The 19,761-nt window shown below is 35.9% G+C and carries 6 protein-coding genes; 5 read left to right on the plus strand and 1 reads right to left on the minus strand.

Features of this window, described 5'->3' with window-relative positions; all coding sequences use genetic code 11:
• Positions 1-257 precede the first annotated feature (257 nt).
• The 5 genes from PHR76_RS00720 to folB all read left to right on the plus strand — a co-directional run bounded on the left by PHR76_RS00720 (position 258) and on the right by folB (position 17,824).
• A complete protein-coding gene (locus PHR76_RS00720) occupies positions 258-3,221 on the plus strand; it encodes a gliding motility-associated C-terminal domain-containing protein (RefSeq protein ID WP_300057250.1) in 2,964 nt (987 codons plus the stop codon).
• 5 nt (positions 3,222-3,226) lie between these two features.
• Positions 3,227-5,188, plus strand: coding sequence for a PorP/SprF family type IX secretion system membrane protein (locus PHR76_RS00725; protein WP_300057252.1), 1,962 nt, complete (start codon positions 3,227-3,229; stop codon positions 5,186-5,188).
• Positions 5,189-5,196: 8 nt separating this feature from the next.
• A complete protein-coding gene (locus PHR76_RS00730; RefSeq protein WP_300057253.1) occupies positions 5,197-16,440 on the plus strand; it encodes a T9SS type B sorting domain-containing protein in 11,244 nt (3,747 codons plus the stop codon).
• Between the two features lie 73 nt (positions 16,441-16,513).
• Positions 16,514-17,452 (plus strand): type IX secretion system membrane protein PorP/SprF, encoded by a 939-nt coding sequence (locus tag PHR76_RS00735; RefSeq protein WP_300057254.1) that lies wholly within the window; start codon positions 16,514-16,516, stop codon positions 17,450-17,452.
• 12 nt (positions 17,453-17,464) lie between these two features.
• Positions 17,465-17,824, plus strand: a complete 360-nt coding sequence (folB, locus tag PHR76_RS00740; RefSeq protein ID WP_300057255.1) for a dihydroneopterin aldolase — start codon at positions 17,465-17,467, stop codon at positions 17,822-17,824.
• Position 17,825: 1 nt separating this feature from the next.
• On the opposite strand, the gene PHR76_RS00745 is transcribed toward folB, so the two are convergent.
• Positions 17,826-19,745 carry an LTA synthase family protein gene (locus PHR76_RS00745; protein WP_300057256.1) on the minus strand — a complete coding sequence of 640 codons (1,920 nt, stop codon included), beginning with the start codon at positions 19,743-19,745 and terminating at the stop codon, positions 17,826-17,828.
• Positions 19,746-19,761 lie beyond the last annotated feature (16 nt).

Consider the following 19,761-nt stretch of genomic DNA (forward strand, 5'->3'; position numbering starts at 1 on the left):
TTCAACAAACCAGATTACGGTAAACCACATTTCGTATTACCGTTTATCGATTTTATAGTTAAAGTTTTAGATATGAATCTTTTTATTCGTTAAATTCGAAACAGAAAAATGTTAAAAACAACTAGTTTATCATTAAAAAATAGAATTGTTCCTTTTCGTTTTTTTCGTAATTAAATGTAGTGTAGTGCCTATTTCAATTACAAAATAACAATCCGATTGCTTTTGGGGTAAAAGTAGTCCATCATAAAGAGTGTTTTATGGTTTGGAAAATTACCCTAGAAAAACTATTTTTTTCTGCTTTGCTCTCTTTGCTTTTCATAAGCAATAGCAACGGGTATGCTCAAACCATAATGATTGGGACACCTACGTTAGGATTTACACAAGCCTGTGCCTCTCCTGGATTTAATAACTACGCATTAACATTTACTGTTTTTCCACTTTCCAACCTACAAGCTGGAAATCAATTCATCATAGAATTATCTGATTCTAGTGGAAATTTTGGCTCTCCAACAACACTAACAACCACGGCCAGCACCACTTCACCCGTTTCTGTTTCGTTTGCTTTACCAACAAATACGGCTGGTGAAGCTTTTAAAATTAGAGTAAAAAGCACCGCTCCAGCTACTACTAGTCCGGTGAGTGTTTCTTTTTCTGCCTATTATGCTGTACATAACCAACCATTTTCTATTAATAATAATGTAGGAACCGTTTCTTTTTGTGACGGCGGAAACACCACCTTGCAAGTTGATAATACTGGAACAGCCGCTTCTCCTTTATTTTATACTGGATTGACTTATAAATGGTTTCGCAATTTTGCTGTTGTGCCAGGTGCGACTAGTGCTTCGTTAAATGTAACACAAGCCGGAAATTATTATGCCATTGTGGATTATGGAAGTTGTGTGATGAATTCGTATTCAAATATGGTTACTGTCAATGTAACAGCTGGAATAAACTTATCGATTACTGCTGCTGGAAATGTGGAATCTATTTGTGCTGGTTCACCTAGAACATTGACTTCTTCGCATCAAAATGCTAGTTATGTTTACCAATGGTTTAAAAATAGTGTGGCTATTACAGGAGCAACAAATGCAACTTATAATGCCACACAAGAAGGAACTTATAAATTAAGAATCACCTTTGGTGGTTGTGTATTTGAGTCGAATAGTATTTTCTTAGAATTAATCGATTTACAAATTGATTGGAATGTCAATGCTTCCGAAGTACTTATTCCAGGCGAACAACTTCAAATCAATTCCATTCATAATGCTACAGCACCAACTTTTGTATGGAAAAAAAACAATGTCGTTATTCCGGGAGCAATTACTGCAAACTATACGGTTACAGAAGCTGGAACGTATCAACTCACGGTTACAGAAACCCAAGATTGTACGTTTAGCGAGCAATTAACTGTTGTGGTTCAATACCCAATTGGTTTTTCGGCTACGATTCAAAACTCTGGCGATTATCAATCTTGTAATAGCACCACTTCTACCTTGACATTGAATTCTTTGATGGCTCAAACGACCACTGGAAATGTTGCGGTGAATTTATCGAATCCTAATTTTACCTACCAATGGTTACTTAATAACATACCGATTGCTGGAGCGACAACCACCTCATATACTATTGCTAACGCAACGCAGAATGGTTCGTATAAATTACGCATCACAATCCCAACTTTTTCACCGATTGAATCGAATGCCATTTCTATCGCATTACAAATTCAAACGCCCGTTTTAACCGCAGTAGGAACTTTATGTGGCACGAGCTCTGTACAACTAAATAGTTCCGTAACAAATGTAGTTTTTACCTATAAATGGTATAAAAACAACACGTTAATTACAGGAGCTTCTTCTCCGAGTTATAGTACCAATCAAGCAGGAAATTATCATTTAGTGGTTTCTTACGGAAGTTGTTCAGTGACTTCAAATATCATTAATTTAGAACAAAACAGCATTTCTGCAACATTAAATGTTCCGACAACAGCCATTATTATTCCCGGAGAAACAAAAGTCTTAACCGTGACGACCAACGCGGTGAACCCTAGTTTTCAATGGTATCGAAATAATGCGATTATTACTGGGGCAACATCGGCAACATTAAATGCAACAACCGATGGAACATATAAAGTAATTGTAACACAAACAACGGGTTGTAATGCGACAAAAGAAGCAAGTTGCAACCTACTATATCCAAGTTCTTTTGCCGTTACTATTGCTGCAGATGCTAATTATACATCTTGCAGTAGTGAACAAGCCACCCTTTCCATCACTAGTTTCAATGCTATTGCTGGAACAGAAACAATTTCTCTTTTAGGAAATTCATACAACTATACGTATGAGTGGTATAAAAATGGCAGTTTGGTTTTATCTTCAACTGCAATGACCTATTTGGTTTTATCTTATATAGAAAATGGAACGTATGAGCTACGCGTAGTGATTCCACAATTTAATCAAGTTATTTCAAATGAAGTGGCTATTCAATTAGGAATTGGTGAAGCGTTTGAAGTATCGGTAGAAGGTTTGTTATGTGAATCGGGCGGAAGTGTCGAACTACAATCTAACTTAACAAATCCCAACTATATAGTAGCATGGTATGCAGTTGGAAATGATACCGTTTTAGGAACTGAATCTAATTTAACCGTAACGACTCCAGGTAACTATTATTTAACCATTGCTTTTGAAGGATGTGAATATACTACAAATCCTATCGCGGTTAGTGTGACTACTTCTAACGGAATAAGTTTGAATGTTGCAGATGATTTCACAATTCTAGTAGGAAGTTCGACAGAAGTCATTGCTAGTGGTGCCGAAAATTATACTTGGTTTTTAAACAATCAAGAAATTGGTACAGGAACAAGTCTGTTGGTTTCTACTGCTGGTGAATATACCGTAATCGGAACAATCGGCGAATGTGAATTCACAAAAAACTTCAGGGTAACGAGTATGGAAAACACCAGTCTTGTTATTCCGAATATTATTTCGATAAACAATGATGGAATTAATGATTTTTGGTCTATTCCGAATGAATATGTCAACAAAGAAGAGGTAGAAGTAATCATTTATTCTCCAAAAGGAAAAGTGGTTTTTAGAGCTCGTAAATACCAAAACAATTGGCCTAATACGGGTTTAGAATATTCAAAAAAAGAGCCTGTTTTTTATTATACCATAGTTAAACAAGATGAAATTGTCCAACGCGGTTCGATTACCGTCATTGAATAAATAACATGAAATTAAACGTACTTGTCATCCTATTTTCTCTTTTGCTGTTTGCTGATATGCAAGCACAAGATGGTCCTGTGTTGACTTTTACGATTCCAACCCAAAATAATTTACTATTGAATCGTTTTTTAATCAATCCGACCTTTTCAGCCGTGCGAGAATCTGATTCTTATCTTACGCTCTATCACCGAAATCAATGGATTCAATTCAATGATTCACCGGAACTATACATGCTTTCTTATTCTGGAAAACATGGCGAAAGAGCTGGTGTAGGAATAGGAATTTATCAACAAAATATAGGGATTATTACCAGTTTTGGTGGCATTGGAAATTATGCCTATCAAATTCCATTACATGAAAAAATGACTTTGACTTTGGGATTCAATTTAGCCTATTATTCAAGTGGAGTTAACCGAAATCGAGCCGTATCTAATGAACCAGATCCTGCCTTGATGGAATTACGAAATAACTCGGTTTTGACCTTGAAACCAGGAATTAATTTTTCGTGGGGAAGTTTCGATTTAGGTGTTTATGCTGAAAACATGGTGGATTATGATTTCAAATCAAGTGAGATGATTAAAGAATACAGTGAAAAAACCTATACCAGTCATGTGGTTTATAATCATCAAATGCTAAACCAAGAAGGGCTTTTTGAAGAAGGTTACTTCCGATTAATGCTTCGCGGAAAAATGAATCAAACAGATGATTTTCAATATGGCGGTTCAATTATGGTCAATTTTCCAAAATTAGGATGGGTTCAAGCGGGTGTAGATGATTTTTTTGGTGTTGGCATTGGTGCTGGAGCTCATTTAACTCGAAAACTTTCATTAGGATATACCTATGAACAAGTAATAAAAGAGGGCTTAGTCAATTTTGGACCAACGCATGAAATTACGATTTCGTATCGCTTTGGCGGAAAAGAACATACGACAACAAGCTCTCCAAAAAAGAAAACGGCCGCTGTTTCTGCAAAAACAAAACGAACGAGAACGATTATAATTGAAGAAGAAATAGAGGAGGACGAATTGGAAGAAGAAATTTATGAAGACCTAGCCGAAGAACCAGAAGTAATTGAACCCGCTTTGAAAACCAAAAAAGGAAATGCAAAAAAGGAAACGTTTGCCAAAGTAGAGAAAGAAACTAAGAAAACAGAAGCGGTAAATGCAGAAATCAGTATAGAAAAAGCCGTAGAAATTGAAAAATTAAAAATGACTTTGGATGAAAATAACCTGAAATTATTAGAAATCATCATCAAACAAGATTCTATTGAAAACTTGAAAAAGGAAGATTTTAATCAGAGAATTGAAAACATGTTAACCTATATCAAACGATTAGAATCAACTATTGCAGAAAAAGATTGCAATTGTGAACCAAAAACGACCACGATTATTGAGGAAGAAAAAGAAAAAATTTCGACAAAAACTACTTCTAAAAGTAGTGAACCAAAAAAAGAAGAAAACATATCAACCGATTTAAATAAAAAGTTAAATGCAATGAAATCGACTACTCAAAAAGAAGCGGTTAAAATGCCAAAAACAAAGAAAACAACCCAAGAAATAACGATAGAAAACAAATTAGCAACTTTAACTAATTCCAAAAATGAAAACAAATCTACTAACTCTAAATTCACTTTATCCGATGAAGAAATTAAGGCGTATTATTCGCAACTAACCGACAAAAAAAGAGCTACTGCCAAGAAAGGAAACTATTTGCAGGTAGACAATCAAGAACCCGGATTTTACATTATTGCTAATGTATTTTCTGAACCTTCTTTTGCAGACGATTTTCTAAAAAAGTTAAAAAAGCAAGGAATAGAAGCCAGTTATTTTATCAACCAAAAGAATAATTTTAGGTATGTCTATTTAAAAAAACATTCGGATTGGAGTGAAGCCCTAATCTCCTATTACACGAATGTAGACAACACTTATTTTGAAGAAATTTGGATTATGAATATCAATATTAAATAAAACAAAAAATGAAAACGCCCCAAACGCCCCACTTAAAAACAATTGCCCTACTCAGTTGTTTTTTACTAATCAACTTGATTGCAAGTGCACAAGTTGCTGTTCCTTTTACAGTTCGATATGAACAAAATCTAAAAGGAGACATGACCCTAATTTCGAATAACATTGTTAATAGACAAGACAATTCCGACGGACCAAACGTTCCGTACAACCTAACCGGAAACTCTTCTGCCTACAATGACAACCTCAACATGCGGTATATTGATGTAGATGGCGATGCGTCCACTTTCAGTTCAAGTAGTGCTAATTTAGTGCTTCCTGCAAGTGGTTGTAACAAAATTGTCTATGCCGGATTATATTGGTCTGCAACCTATCGATTCAATAACGGTTATTCTACTTCACCTGGAGATGGTGATAACATTCGATCCAACGATTTTAACCAAATAAAATTGAAATTGCCAGGCGGAAGCTATCAAAATATTACGGGTCAAATTTTATTTGACGGATTCAACAATACTGATTTTGTAGCCAACAGTCCGTATGCTTGTTATGCTGATATTACAAGTTTAGTTACTGGATTAGCCAATCCTGAAGGAGAATATACGGCTGCTAATATTCGTGCCACACAAGGTTTTGTAAACGGCGGAGGAGTATCTGGTGGATGGACTATCTTTTTTGTCTATGAAAATCCAACAGTAACTGGAAAATTTATCACTTCCTATGACGGTTTTGCGGGTGTTAGAGCCACGATTGGTCAAACCGATATTTCCTATTCTGGTTTCACCACGTTGCCTCCACCATTTCCGGTAAGAGCAAAATTAGCTTCTGCTGCTTTAGAAGGTGACAACCGAATTACGGGTGATCAATTATTATTTAAAGCGGCTTCCAATGCAACTTTTACGCCATTAAGCAATACACTTAATGTTGCCAATAATTTCTTTAATAGTAGAATAACCGTTGACAATACTGATTTTATCACGCGAGTCCCAAATAGTTTAAATACCTTGGGTTATGACGGCGATATTATTTCGATTAGCAATCCGTTGAATAATGTGATTCCTAATAATGAAACTGCGGCTACCTTGCGAATTACCTCAACACAAGATACTTACTTTATGTTTTTCAATGCATTTAACATTGAAGTCATAGAACCAGATATTAAATTGGTAAAAAATGTTCAAGATATTAGTGGGAATGACATTGGTGGGGCCAATGTTAACCTAGGGCAAATTTTAGACTATGTAATTACCTTTCAAAATATAGGAAATGATGATGCAACTAATGCCTCTATTCGAGATATTTTGCCTATCAATACTTCCTTTATTTCTTGCGATTTGAGTGGAGCTCCGGGCGTGACTTACACTCATGATCTTGCAACAGATGAATTGTTTTTTACGTTACCCGATAATTTATTACAAATTGGTGACCCAACCTATACCATCCGAATTCGTGTACAAGTAGCAACAACTTGTAGCGAGTTGGAAGATGCTTGTTCCAATTTAATTCAAAATCAAGCCTATACCACCTACCAAGGTGTTTTAAATAGTAATGTTATTTCTAACGACCCAAGTTTTGCCGGTCTGGATAGTTGTGGATTTGGTCATCCGGGTCCGGCGAATTTCTTGGTTGATATTGATGATTGTATTTTTGCAAATGAAGCCTATTTATGCGGAACAAGTTTACTTTTAACAGCAGCAAATGGCTATGATACGTATACTTGGTATAATGAATCAGGAACAGTAATTGGCAATACACAAACCATAACGGTCAATGCAGTGGGAGTTTATACGGTTGTTAATACAGCAACTCCACCATGTATTGGTATTACACAAACGTTTACTGTTTTACTTTTTGGAGCAACGCAAACCAATCCAGTAATTCCATTTGCAGATGAAGTGGTTATTTGTCCAAATAATGGCGAACAATTGCCTTTAATTTTCCTTTGTGGAACAAATGATAGTCAATTAATTCAAACAGGGATTAGCGATGCCACAAGTATCGTTTGGGAAGTTTTAAACGAAAGTAGCTGTCCTGCTGTAGGCATTGCCAATTGTGCAAACAACAACCCAGCTTGTCAATGGAATCAAGTAGGAACGGGTGCTAACTTTAACGTAACAACCGCTGGACAATATCGATTAACCATTAATTATCAAGATGGTTGTTTTACGCGTTTCTATTTCAATGTGTTTACTAATTTGTTGGACATTCAATTTACCTCCACCAATATTCTTTGTAATACACCTGGAAATATTACGATTACGAATCTTCCGTCTGATTATCTATTTCAATTGGTTAATCAAGTAACCGGAGACATTATCGTTCCTTATCAAAATAGTCCTGTTTTTACAATTAATCAAGCTGGAGTTTATACTATTTTAATTATTCAAAATGGGGTAACAAATGGTTGTGTATTTGAATTGCCTAATATAGGCATTCAACAAAACACGTTTGAGGTAACACTCCTTACTCAAAATACAAATTGTAACGGATTTGGTAGTATTCGAGCCCAAGTAACAGGTGCTCCTCCTCAATATACCTTTACGATTACTAGTCCGATTTCTATTTCAAGCGGATTAGTTACTGATAATGATTATACGTTTAATAATTTAAACCCTGGAACATATACCATTACGGTAACGTCCGAAGATGGTTGTACATTTACAGGAACAGCGACCATTCTTGACCAAAATAATCTTGGAGTCACCGCTGTTGTAACACAAAACATAGGTTGTAACGAAGGAATAATAACCGTTACTGGAATTGGTGGAAATCCGCCTTATTCCTATGCGATTGCAACAATTGATGGTGTAGCTCAAAATCCAACGGCCAGTGATTTCCAAACAGCTGATGAGTTTATTATCACTACACCTGGAACCTATACGTTTATTGTGGTAGATGCAAATAACTGTCCAGCAACATCTAATCCGGTAACGATAACTATTTCACCTGATGTCGTTTATACGGTTGCAGTGCAAAATGTGCTTTGCTATGGTGGTACAAATGGTTCGATTATTTATACCATAACAACTACAAACGGTTTTGCGGTAACCTTTGAATTACTAGATGCCAACGGAATAGTAATTGCGAGTAATAATTCAGGAATTTTCACCAATTTACCAATTGGAAATTATTCTGTGAATATTCTTCAATCACAAGGAAGTACGTCTTGTACTTTTACAGAAGATTTTACAATCACCGAACCAAGTCCAATTACTGGAGTTGCGGAGATTACTCAAAATTTCACGTGTATAACCAATGCGGGTTCAATTGGAATTCAAACAGGAACAATTTCTGGAGGAACAGCTCCATATTTATATAGTATTGATGGTGTAACATTCGGTTCGAATACTACATTTACAGGACTAACATCAGGCAATTATACTATTTATATTCAAGATGCAAACGGCTGTGTAGTTACTACAAATACTATTGCATTAGTTGCTCCAAATCAAATTACCGATTTAACTTTTACAGCAACCGCATTAACTTGTCCAGCACAAGTTAGTACCATAACAGTCACTGTGGTGGGCGGAACAGCTCCGTTTAGTTATCAGATTATTGCTCCCACTGGACAAACAGTAAACAATGGAACAAATCCTGTTTTTACTAATTTATCAGCTGGAACGTATACTTTTGAAGTAACCGATAGCAATGGCTGTTCTTACCAAGAAACCTACACGATTCAACCACTTCCTATTATTGATGTCGTAGGACAAACTATAAGTAATGTAATTTGTTTTGGAGCGAGTGATGGAGCGGTTACTTATACCGTTTCTAGTTTAAATCCGTACAACTACCAAGTTACAACTACGGCGGGCACAATTGTGTCTTCTGGAACAAGTTCAACGTTAGGCTCTATTTCGTTAACGGGATTACCAGCTTCAACCTATACTATTTCCATTACGGATACCGTAACCAACTGTACAGATACCGCAACCGTTGTTATAAATGCACCCGCTACGGCCTTAAGCTTATCCCTTACTGTTTCGCCAATCACTTGTCTTGCCAACGGAAGTGTACTTCTAACTGCAACTGGAGGTTGGGGAAGTTATCAATACCAAATCACACAACCGAATGGAGTGATTGTTGGACCACAATCAAGTGCAACATTTACCAATTTAACACAAGCTGGAACCTACACGGTTTCGGTAAACGATATTAATGGATGTATTGTGAGCAGTACATTTAACTTAACTACGCCTTCTAATCCTGTTGCTGCTATTGCATCGTCATCCGATTTATGTTTTGACGCTAATGGGGCTACATTAGTAATTTCGGTAACAGGTGGTGTAGTTCCTTATACGTATAGCATTAACGGTAACCCTTCGCAAAATGCGAATACCTTTTCCAATTTAACACCCGGAAGCTATACTATTGTTGTGGTTGATGGCAACGGTTGTTCTACCACTATTTCTCAAACCATTCAACCGCAATTAAATGCAGCAGCTTCATTAACGAAAGGTTTGGATTGTACGACTTCTCCCAATGCAGAAATTGAAACGACAATTACGGGCGGATTAGCTCCATATACCTATCAAGTTTCATTTAATGGAGGTGTATTTGGTACTTCAAATACAGTTGTTGCAACTAACTTTAACTATCAAACGGCAACTGCTGGTACTTATCAATTTTTGATTACCGATGCACAGGGTTGTGTATTTACTACTTCTATTATAACTGTTAATCTGTTAACGCAACCTGAAATTACATCTGTTGTAGAGCTACAAAGTATTTTATGTGCCGGTGGAAATAATGGTGAAATAGAAGTTAATATCAACACTGCAATGGGTTCTGCTCCTTTTGTTTTAGAAATCATCAACACCACAACGGGAGTGAATTATGGCACCCAAACATCTGGATTAACGGCTGGAGTTTATCAAATAACTGTAACAGATGAAAATTCATGTACCGATACTTCTTCTATCACATTAACAGAGCCAAATCCAATTTCGTTTACGGTTTCAACGGTTGATATTACCTGTAATAATCCAGGTGGTACTTCGTATGGAGAAATTATTGTGCAAGGTGTGACTGGAGGGACTGCTCCTTATACGTATATCGTGAATAATAATTTTGGTTTTGTAGGAAGTTATTCAACAACCACGAATGAAAACCATTCTTTTCAAATCTTGAATTTTGGTATTTATAGTGTTGAAGTAATTGATGCAAATGGATGTAGCATGATTTATTCGAATATCATCATTGCTTCGCCGCCAAATGATTTAATTATTGACGTTTCTACTTCCACCTCAGACTGTGTGAATGGCGGAACAGCAATTATAACAGTAACTTCTGCCGTGAGTAGTGGCTCCTTTGAATTTGCGATTTTGGAATTCAATACAATTCCTTACTCTTTGAATTATCAACTTGCGGATGTAGGAACTCCTGAAACGACAACGTTTATAAACTTAATTCCTGGAGTAATCTATACCTTCGTAGTTCACGATTTAATTACGGATTGTTATTATTTCAAAACGGCTTCTGCTCCAATTAATACACCATCTAATTTAACTTCTAACTTAGATTTCGTTGGAAATGTAAGTTGTACGGGAAGCAATAATGGTTTTATAAATTTTACATTTGCCAATTATGATGCTTCTGCAACTGGTGTTTCGTATGAAATTTTTACCACACAATCCAATAACTCAACAGGAATAACAGGAACTTCTACACCACTTTCAGGAAGTCCAATTACTGTCACGAATCTTGGACCATTGGCTCCGGGAACTTATTATATACTTTTCACCGAAATTGGTGGAACATTAACAGGATGTAGTAGTGCATCGGCTCCCTTTACTATTTCAGAATCGGCAAATTTACTTCAAGTGACTGCCAATGTGAACCGAAATGACAACTGTATTCTAAACAGGGGAAGAATTACAGCGACGGGTCAATTTGGAACAGCTCCTTACCAATATCAATTGGTTATAGCTGGCGATCCAGCACCTACAGCGGGAACTTGGGCTGGTAGTGCTACCAATGTTTTCAATGTTGAAGGAGGAAATTATGTCGTTTACATTAAAGATGCGAATGGATGTATTCAAGCTGCTCCTGTTTTTGTTCCTACGGATCCAAGTCCGATAATTGCTGCAACAGTAACTAATTTATGTACCGCTACACAAGGTAACTTTATTATCGAAGTAAATTTAACTACTGCCGGAATTGCTCCATACACCTTTAGTTTAAACGGAGGAACTTATCAAACACAAACAGTACCTACTTTTACGTATACCAATTTGAATGCTGGAAATTATACAATAAAAATTAGAGATGTAAATGGCTGTACGCATACCGTAAGTGTAAGTATTCCGTTGCCTTTAAACTTAACTCCAGCCATTACAGCTCAAGTATCCTGTGTAAATAACGATGGTGTTATTACCATCACTCCATTTGGTGGAAGCGGTTCTTATACCTATGAATTACAAAACACAAGTGGAACAGTAATTATCGCAGCTCAATCAAACCCAGTTCTAACTGGTTTAGCAGCGGGAAGTTATATTGCTATTGTGAATGATACCACAACAGGATGTTCAGCTCAAGTTCCGGTAACTTTAGAAGCACCAACTCCTGTAAACTTTACAATTGCTAAAGAAGACGTGAGTTGTTTTGGTGGAACTAATGGAACAATAAGCGTTTCTTTACCAGCTTCTAATAATAATCCTACTTATACTTTTATTTTAAATGATGGCGTGAATATTCCGCTATCTCAAAATAATGGAAACTTTGCTGGTTTAGCAGCTGGCACCTATACCATCACTGTTATTTCAGGAAGAAATTGTCAATTACCGCAAACGGTTGTTATTAATGAACCAGCGGCTTTAGTTGCTGCTGCTACCGCAACCGATTTTGCTTGTAACTCATCAAATGGGGTAGAAACTTCTACTATAACCGTGACAGCTTCATTTGGAACCGCTCCTTATGTGTATAGTATTAATGGAACGAATTTCTTTTCATCCAATACTTTTACTATCATTGATAATGGAACAATACAAACCATAACGGTTACAGTTCGTGATGCTCAAAATTGTATTGCAACTAGTACGGTAATCATTAATCCATTACCAACAATTACAGCTGTCGCTACAGCTACTATTACGGCCTTAGATTGTGCCAATAACGGAATTGTAGCCATAAATGTAACGGGGGGTTCAGGTGATTTTACTTTTGAATTATTGCCGTTAGGTAGTGCTACGGCGATTACGCCTGGTGCTGGTATATTCACGGCTAATTTTCCAATAACAACGCCAGGAACGTATACTTTCCAAGTAACTGATAACGAAACTGGCTGTTATTTTATAACAACACCTTATATTGTTTCGCCTTTTAATACTATTCAAGCCGAAATAATTGCTACTAGTCCAGTAACTTGTTTTGGTGATTCAAACGGAACGCTTACCGTTTCAATACTTGGTTACACAGGAAATGTGAGTTATGAAGTAAAAGATTTACAAGGTAACACCGTAGCTTCTGGCAGTGGAACAACACTATTAAATCCATTTGTAATTACTGGTTTGTCTGGTGGAAATTATCAAGTTGTAGTGACCGCTTTGGACAGTCCTTATTGTTCAGCCGTTTCTAATTTTGCAGTAGTTTCATCGCCAAGTTCACCGTTAACACTTGTTGCAAATCAAACTGCAAACGTGACGTGTACAAATAATCTTGGTGAAATTGCAGCAAATGTTACAGGTGGGTGGGGAACGTATCAATACCAATTGGTTAACAATACCACTTCAACAACAGTTCAACCGTATGGGCCAAATTCATTATTTACAGGTTTAGCAGCTGGAAATTATACTGTTTCTGTTATTGACGCTGGTGGTTGTCTGTTAAGCACAACGGTCATTTTAATTCAGCCAAGTTTAATAAGTGCGAACTTAACGGCTACAAATACGGCTTTACTTTGTCATGGAGATACCAATGCCACGGTAACCGCAATTGCTGTGACTGGAGGTCAAGGTGTTTATCAATACATATTAAACACGTATAATGCAGCAGGAACTACTATTGTGTCATCCTCTGGAGGCCAAACTAGTCCAACTTTTGCAGGATTAGGAGCTGGAATTTATAGCATTACCATTACCGATGGATGGAACTGTGATTTTACAACGAATACGGTTACGATAACGCAACCAACGCCTGTAATGGCTAATTTATCACTTACCACTTCGTTAACGTGTTTCAACAATGCAGTGATTACGCTTTCTGCAAGCGGCGGAACTCCTCCTTACCAATACAGCACCGATGGTGTTAACTTTAACAGCACAACCACCTATAACGTTGGTCCTGGAGTTTATCAATATTTTGTTCGTGATGCTAATAATTGTACGGTGGTTCAAACCAATGCGGTAACTATTAATCTAATTCCAGATTTAGAATTAAATTTAAATTTAGATAGTGCCACAGTAAACTGTTTTGGAGAAAGTACTGCTACCATTATTGCCAACGCAACAGGTGGTTTAGGCAACTATTCTTATACACTTTTAGACACCACAAACACAATTTTAGCGGGTCCACAAGCAAGCGGAATGTTTACTAATCTTCCGGCTGGCGATTATATTGTTCGTGTAGATAGTAATGATTGTAATGAAGTTTCATCGGTTATTACTATTACCAATCCATCACAATTGATTGTATCCAATTTAGAGGTCAACCATGTACTTTGTTATGGCGGAACCAATGGAAGTGTTTCCATTCAAACTGCTGGCGGAACAGGAACCGTTCAATATGCTATTTCACCTAATTTAAATCAGTTTTTCAATACGGGAACGTTCAATAATTTAGCTCCTGGGAGTTATAATATCATCGTACAAGATCAAAACGGTTGTTTCATTTTATTAGACATCGAAATTATCGAGCCAGCTGAATTATTGGCTGAGGTTGACCTAACGAGTGTTGTTCAAAACCTTTGTTTAGGTGATAAAGATGGTTCTTTTAACGTAATAATTACTGGAGGAACTGCTCCTTATTCAACCAGTTTAAACAACCAAGACCCAGGTGCTTTTGTAGAAGGACAATTATCGTTTACAGGATTAGTAGGAGGAACGGATTACTTTATCTTCATTAGAGATGCAAATGGTTGTGAAACTATGGCATATATCTTCCTAGATGCTCCAGTTGAGGTAATTCCAGCTATTGAATCAATAGTTTACAATTGCAGCAATAATGTTCCAGGGAATATTGTTACTGTTTCCGTGAATACGGCTGCTCAAGGAAATGTTGAATATGCTTTAGATGGTGGAACTTATCAAACTTCTAATATATTTATCAATGTACCAGCTGGAAATCATACTATTTCTGTTCAACACACGAATGGCTGTACAAAAACAATTGATATCATTATAGATGACAATCAGCCATTAGTAGTTACCCTAGAAAACATTCAAAATGTATTGTGTAATGGAGCAAATACTGGAAGTGTTACTGTTTCTACTACAGGTGGAACAGGAACTATTGAATATGCAATTTCACCAGATTTGACTTCGTTTTCAACAAATAATGTGTTTTCAAATTTAATGGCTGGAACGTATACGATTCTTGTTCGTGATGCAATTGGTTGTAGCGTTTCACAAGAGCTAATTATCACGCAACCCACTATAGTAATCACTACCGTTTCTGCATTAGTTCAAGAACTTTGTACAGCTGACGGAAATGGAAGTATTACAATTTCTGTAACGGGTGGTTTAGCTCCGTATTCAACTAGTTTAAACAACAACAGTGCAGGAAGTTTTGTACCTAATCAATTTACATTTACAAACTTAACAGGAGGTCAAACCTATCAGATTTATGTGAAAGATGCCAATGGTTGCATTTCTTCTATTCCGGTGACTTTAGACGCTCCTGTTACAATTAATCCATCCGTTAATGTAACGTATAGTTGTACAGGAAACGCAGTTGGAAACACTGTTGTCGTTACGGTCAATGATGCTGTAGCGAATGCGGTAACGTATTCCTTAGATGGTGGTGTTCTTCAAAACTCAAATACATTTTCGAATGTAGCCGTTGGCAACCATACTATTTTGGTTAGACATACCAATGGATGTGAAAAAACAGTTGATTTTATCATTTCACCTTCTACGCCAATTCTAGCGTCATTTACTTCAGTGAATGTTACTTGTAATGGGGCAACAAATGGTTCTATAAACGTAAGTGCAACGGGGGGAAGTGGTGCTTTGGCCTATGCTATTTCACCAAACTTAACCAATTTTGGCCCTAGCGGCATATTTTCAAACCTAGCCGCTGGTTCATATACGGTAATCGTTCAAGATGCAATTGGATGTTCAGTTACGTTAACAATTAACGTCACCCAACCTGCTGTTTTGAATGCTTCTTTAGTAACCATGTTCCCAGATTTATGTTATGGAGACAACGTGGGAGCAGTTGAAATTGCAATCACTGGAGGAACAGCACCTTATTCGACAAGTTTGAATAACCCAAACAATTTTGTGTTAAATCAAGTCTTATTTGAAGGCTTAACAGGTGGACAATCCTACACCATCTATGTAAAAGATGCAAAAAATTGTGTTACCTCTTTAGTTGTTGCAGTTGGAGGTGGAGTTAATATTAATATGGGTATTACCATTAATTATGAATGTTTTGGAAGTGCTCAATTTAACTCGATAAAAATTAAAGTGGGTCAAGAAATTGTTGGTCAAGTTACTTATTCGTTAGATGGTGGTCCTTTTCAAACCAGTAATGTATTTACCAACTTAGCAAATGGTAATCATACCATCACTATTCTTCATGTTGATGGATGTTCCTATACCGAATCGTTTACTATTGAGAATTATATCCCACTATCCTTAACTTTAGTAGAAAGTAATTTAAATCAAATTACGGCAACTGCTTCGGGCGGAGATGGTAATTATACTTTCACGCTGAACGGAACGAATTACGGAAGTATAGATGAATTTCAAATTTTTGCTAGCGGAATTTATACGGTCATCGTAGAAGATGGAAATGGTTGTACAGCAGAAGCTCAAATCAATATGGACTTTATCGATATTACCATTCCAAATTTCTTTACACCAAATGATGATGGTGAAAATGATACATGGGTTCCAGAAAATTTAGAAGGATTTCCGAATGCTCAAATTGAAGTATTTGACCGATACGGACGAGTAATTGTTCAATTTGGAAACAAAGGAGAATGGAATGGTACATACAATGGATCGCTTTTACCTACCGGCGATTATTGGTATACCATCACCCTTGACGGTGGACGACAATTTGTTGGAAACGTAACGCTTTACAGATAAAAAATAATTAAAAATAACCAACTTCACTAACCCCAAAATAGTGAAGTTGGTTTCACCAAAAAAACCTACAACCATGAAAAAATTAGCCCCATTTTTCATTTTGCTTGCTTTTTTAAATACAAAAGCACAAGAATTAAACTTACCCGCTTTTACGCAGTATTTGGCAGATAATCCGTTTGTGATTTCGCCTGTTTATGCCGGAATTGGCGATCATGTAAAAATTAGAGCCAACGGATTAGCCCAATGGGTTGGTATCAAAGATGCTCCCAAAAATATGTCATTAGCAGCTGATATGCGAATTGCAGATCGTTCTGGAGTAGGTGTCTATTTTTATAATGACCGAAACGGAAACACGCGTCAAACCGGTGCAAAATTGAGTTTTGCTCACCATTTAGTAATCGATAAGTATGAAGATCAATATTTATCATTTGGAATCTCTTATAATTTAAATCAATTCCGAATTGAGATTGAAAATTTTACAGGCCAAGATATGGCGGTTGTGGACGATCGTCGGTTGAATAACCACAATATTGATGTCGGAACTTTATACCGTGTCAATGGTTTTTATGTAAGTGCAACTGTGGCCAATTTATTAGATAAAAATATTGATGTTTTTAACGATATAGAACCGCTTGAACTTCGTAATTATCAATTGTTTACAGGTTATAAATGGCGAAGCATGTCCAACAGTGATTTTGAAGTTGAACCTTCCCTCTTTTTTCAATATTTTGAAAGTGATAAAAGATCAACAACCGACTTGAATTTGAAGATGCGTTTTTATAACTTTGAAGATTATTATTGGGCAGGTGTTACCTATCGATTTTTGAATGATCAAATGTTAGAGCCTTTAAATATTGGTCCTATGGCAGGGTTAAAAAAGAAGAATTTCTATTTTGCCTATTCCTATCAAATTACGCTAAACAAATTGATTAATTATAATTCGGGAACGCACATGATTACTGTTGGATTAGATGTTTTCCAGGGTATTAGCAACTGTCCTTGTACCTTTTAAAAGAAGAAAAGTATGGGCACCATTCGATTACAAAACATTCGAACATTTTCGTTTCACGGCTGTTTAATTGAGGAAAGTAAAATTGGTTCTGATTATACCGTAAATTTAGAAGTAAAAACCGATATGCGTAAATCATTGGTATCCGATGATTTACACGATACGGTGGATTATGTACTTTTAAATCAAATTGTAGTAGAAGAGATGGCTATTCGTTCTAAGTTATTAGAACATGTAGCTCATCGAATCATTGTTCGAATTTTTAAAGAAATTCCTTCAATTTCAAGAATAATAATTCAAGTTTCTAAATTAAATCCGCCTATTGGTGGCGATGTAGAAGCCGTGACCATTGAAATGGAAGAGTTTAGAAATTAAATTACTTTATTTTATATTTCCTTTTTTGATATAAATTACTTGAGGCAATAATATGTGCTAAAGCATCTTTAGCGAGTTCTTCATTTAATTTAACTGGTGTAAAAATAGAATCTTTTTCTACTCTAAATTGTAACGGAGCTGCATTTGGGTTAATAATAATCACCTCATTATCAACTTTAAAAGCATAGGTTTCATGAAATAACATAATGGTTCTGCCTTTAGTTGAGTCCGGTAATTTTAGTAAATTTCTGCCAGGCATAGGCGAATTAGTAGTAATGCCCGAAAGAGCTAATAAGGTGGTTGGAATATCAATTTGACTCGCCATTTTATCATAAGTAGAACCTTTTTTTACATTAGGAGCAATGATTAAAGCGGGAATATGAAATTTATGAATTGGAACTAAACTTTTCCCAAAGGTTCTCGTGTTATGGTCGGCGATGACAATAAAAATGGTGTTTTTAAAGTACTTTTCTTTTTTAGCTAATTCAAAGAATTTGCCAATGGAATAATCGGCATATTTCATGGCATTATTGACCGTATTTTTATTTTTATCGTATAATTCAATTCGTCCATCAGGAAATTCAAAAGGATCATGGTTAGAAGTTGAGAACATCAAAGAAAAGAAAGGTTTGTCTCCTAACGAAGAAAAATAATCATTGGCTTTTGACGCTAAATCTTCATCAGAATATCCCCAAACACCTTTAAAAGCGTATTTTTTTCCATCATTATCAAAATCGGTTTCATCAATAATGTTATTAAACCCATTTCCATTAAAAAAAGAAGCCATGTTATCAAAATTAGACAATCCACCATAAATGAAACTCGTGTCATAATTCTGTTTGCCAAAGGCATCGGCTAATGTATAAAACCCTTGTTGCGAATTACTTAACTTGACGACACTCTCGGATGGATTGGGTAAAAAACCGGTTACAACCGACTCAATTCCACGAACACTTCTTGTTCCTGAACAATACAAATTGGTAAATAATAAGCCTTCTTGAGCTAATTTATCAAATTCTGGTGTGAGCGGTAGTCCATTTAAAATTCCCACATATTCAGCTCCTAAACTTTCTTGTAGAAAGATGACCACATTGTATTTTTTTCCAATAGAATCTGGTTTTTCGATATGTAAAAAAGGAACTTCATCATCAATAAAATCGGTCACATCCATATACTTTTTAACGCGATTATAAGCTTCAAATTCATCCATTCTACCATACTTCTTTACATTTCCTTCATTCTTTAAAGAATAAGCCGCAAAAGCAACTGTATAAAGCGAGTTTAGCCCAAGCGAATTGGTCATTTGGTCTGAAGAAAAAATAGCATTACTAGCATTTACAGGTCGAATCGTGGTTAAACTCGAACGAGCTCCCCAAAAAATAACAAAAGCTAAAATTGGAAAAAAGAGTAGTTTGGTTTTATAATGAGCTGGTTGTGTATAAAAAACTCTTTTTCCGTACTTGAAGGCAAAAAATAAAGCAAATCCTAAAAATAAACCCGTGATGATTAAAGAGGGTAAAAAGCTTTTTACAAGCATTCCGATAACTTCTTTTGGATAAATAAGGTAATCCAAAAACAAACGATTCGGTCGTGTATCATATTGGTTAATGAAATCTAGGGTAGCCAATTCCATAAACAAAAACAGAAAAAGAAAAAGAATAAAATAGCCATTGAAAAACCAATTCAACTTTGAAAGTACTTTTGATGGTAAAAAAGTGAGTAAAGCGGCGGGCAAAACAGCTAAATAACAAAGCATAATAACGTCAAATCGAAAACCGATGGTAAAAATTCGCCAATAATCTTCGATTAAAGTTACGCGTTCATTGAAAATAAAAAATAAAACTAATCTACTTAACGTGGTAATTATCAATCCTATTATAAAAAAATTTAGTAATGGTTTGAGGTAATTTAGTTTTTTCATTTTACTTAGGAGTCAA

Source organism: Flavobacterium sp. (assembly GCF_028689845.1).
Lineage (GTDB): Bacteria > Bacteroidota > Bacteroidia > Flavobacteriales > Flavobacteriaceae > Flavobacterium.

Bases quoted from the DNA above. Each gene is read 5' to 3' on its own strand.
- PHR76_RS00730 (WP_300057253.1), top strand. From the start codon at position 5,197: ATGAAAACGCCCCAAACGCCCCACTTAAAAACAATTGCCCTACTCAGT.
- PHR76_RS00735 (WP_300057254.1), top strand. From the start codon at position 16,514: ATGAAAAAATTAGCCCCATTTTTCATTTTGCTTGCTTTTTTAAATACA.
- PHR76_RS00745 (WP_300057256.1), bottom strand. From the start codon at position 19,745: ATGAAAAAACTAAATTACCTCAAACCATTACTAAATTTTTTTATAATA.
- folB (WP_300057255.1), top strand. From the start codon at position 17,465: ATGGGCACCATTCGATTACAAAACATTCGAACATTTTCGTTTCACGGC.
- PHR76_RS00720 (WP_300057250.1), top strand. From the start codon at position 258: ATGGTTTGGAAAATTACCCTAGAAAAACTATTTTTTTCTGCTTTGCTC.
- PHR76_RS00725 (WP_300057252.1), top strand. From the start codon at position 3,227: ATGAAATTAAACGTACTTGTCATCCTATTTTCTCTTTTGCTGTTTGCT.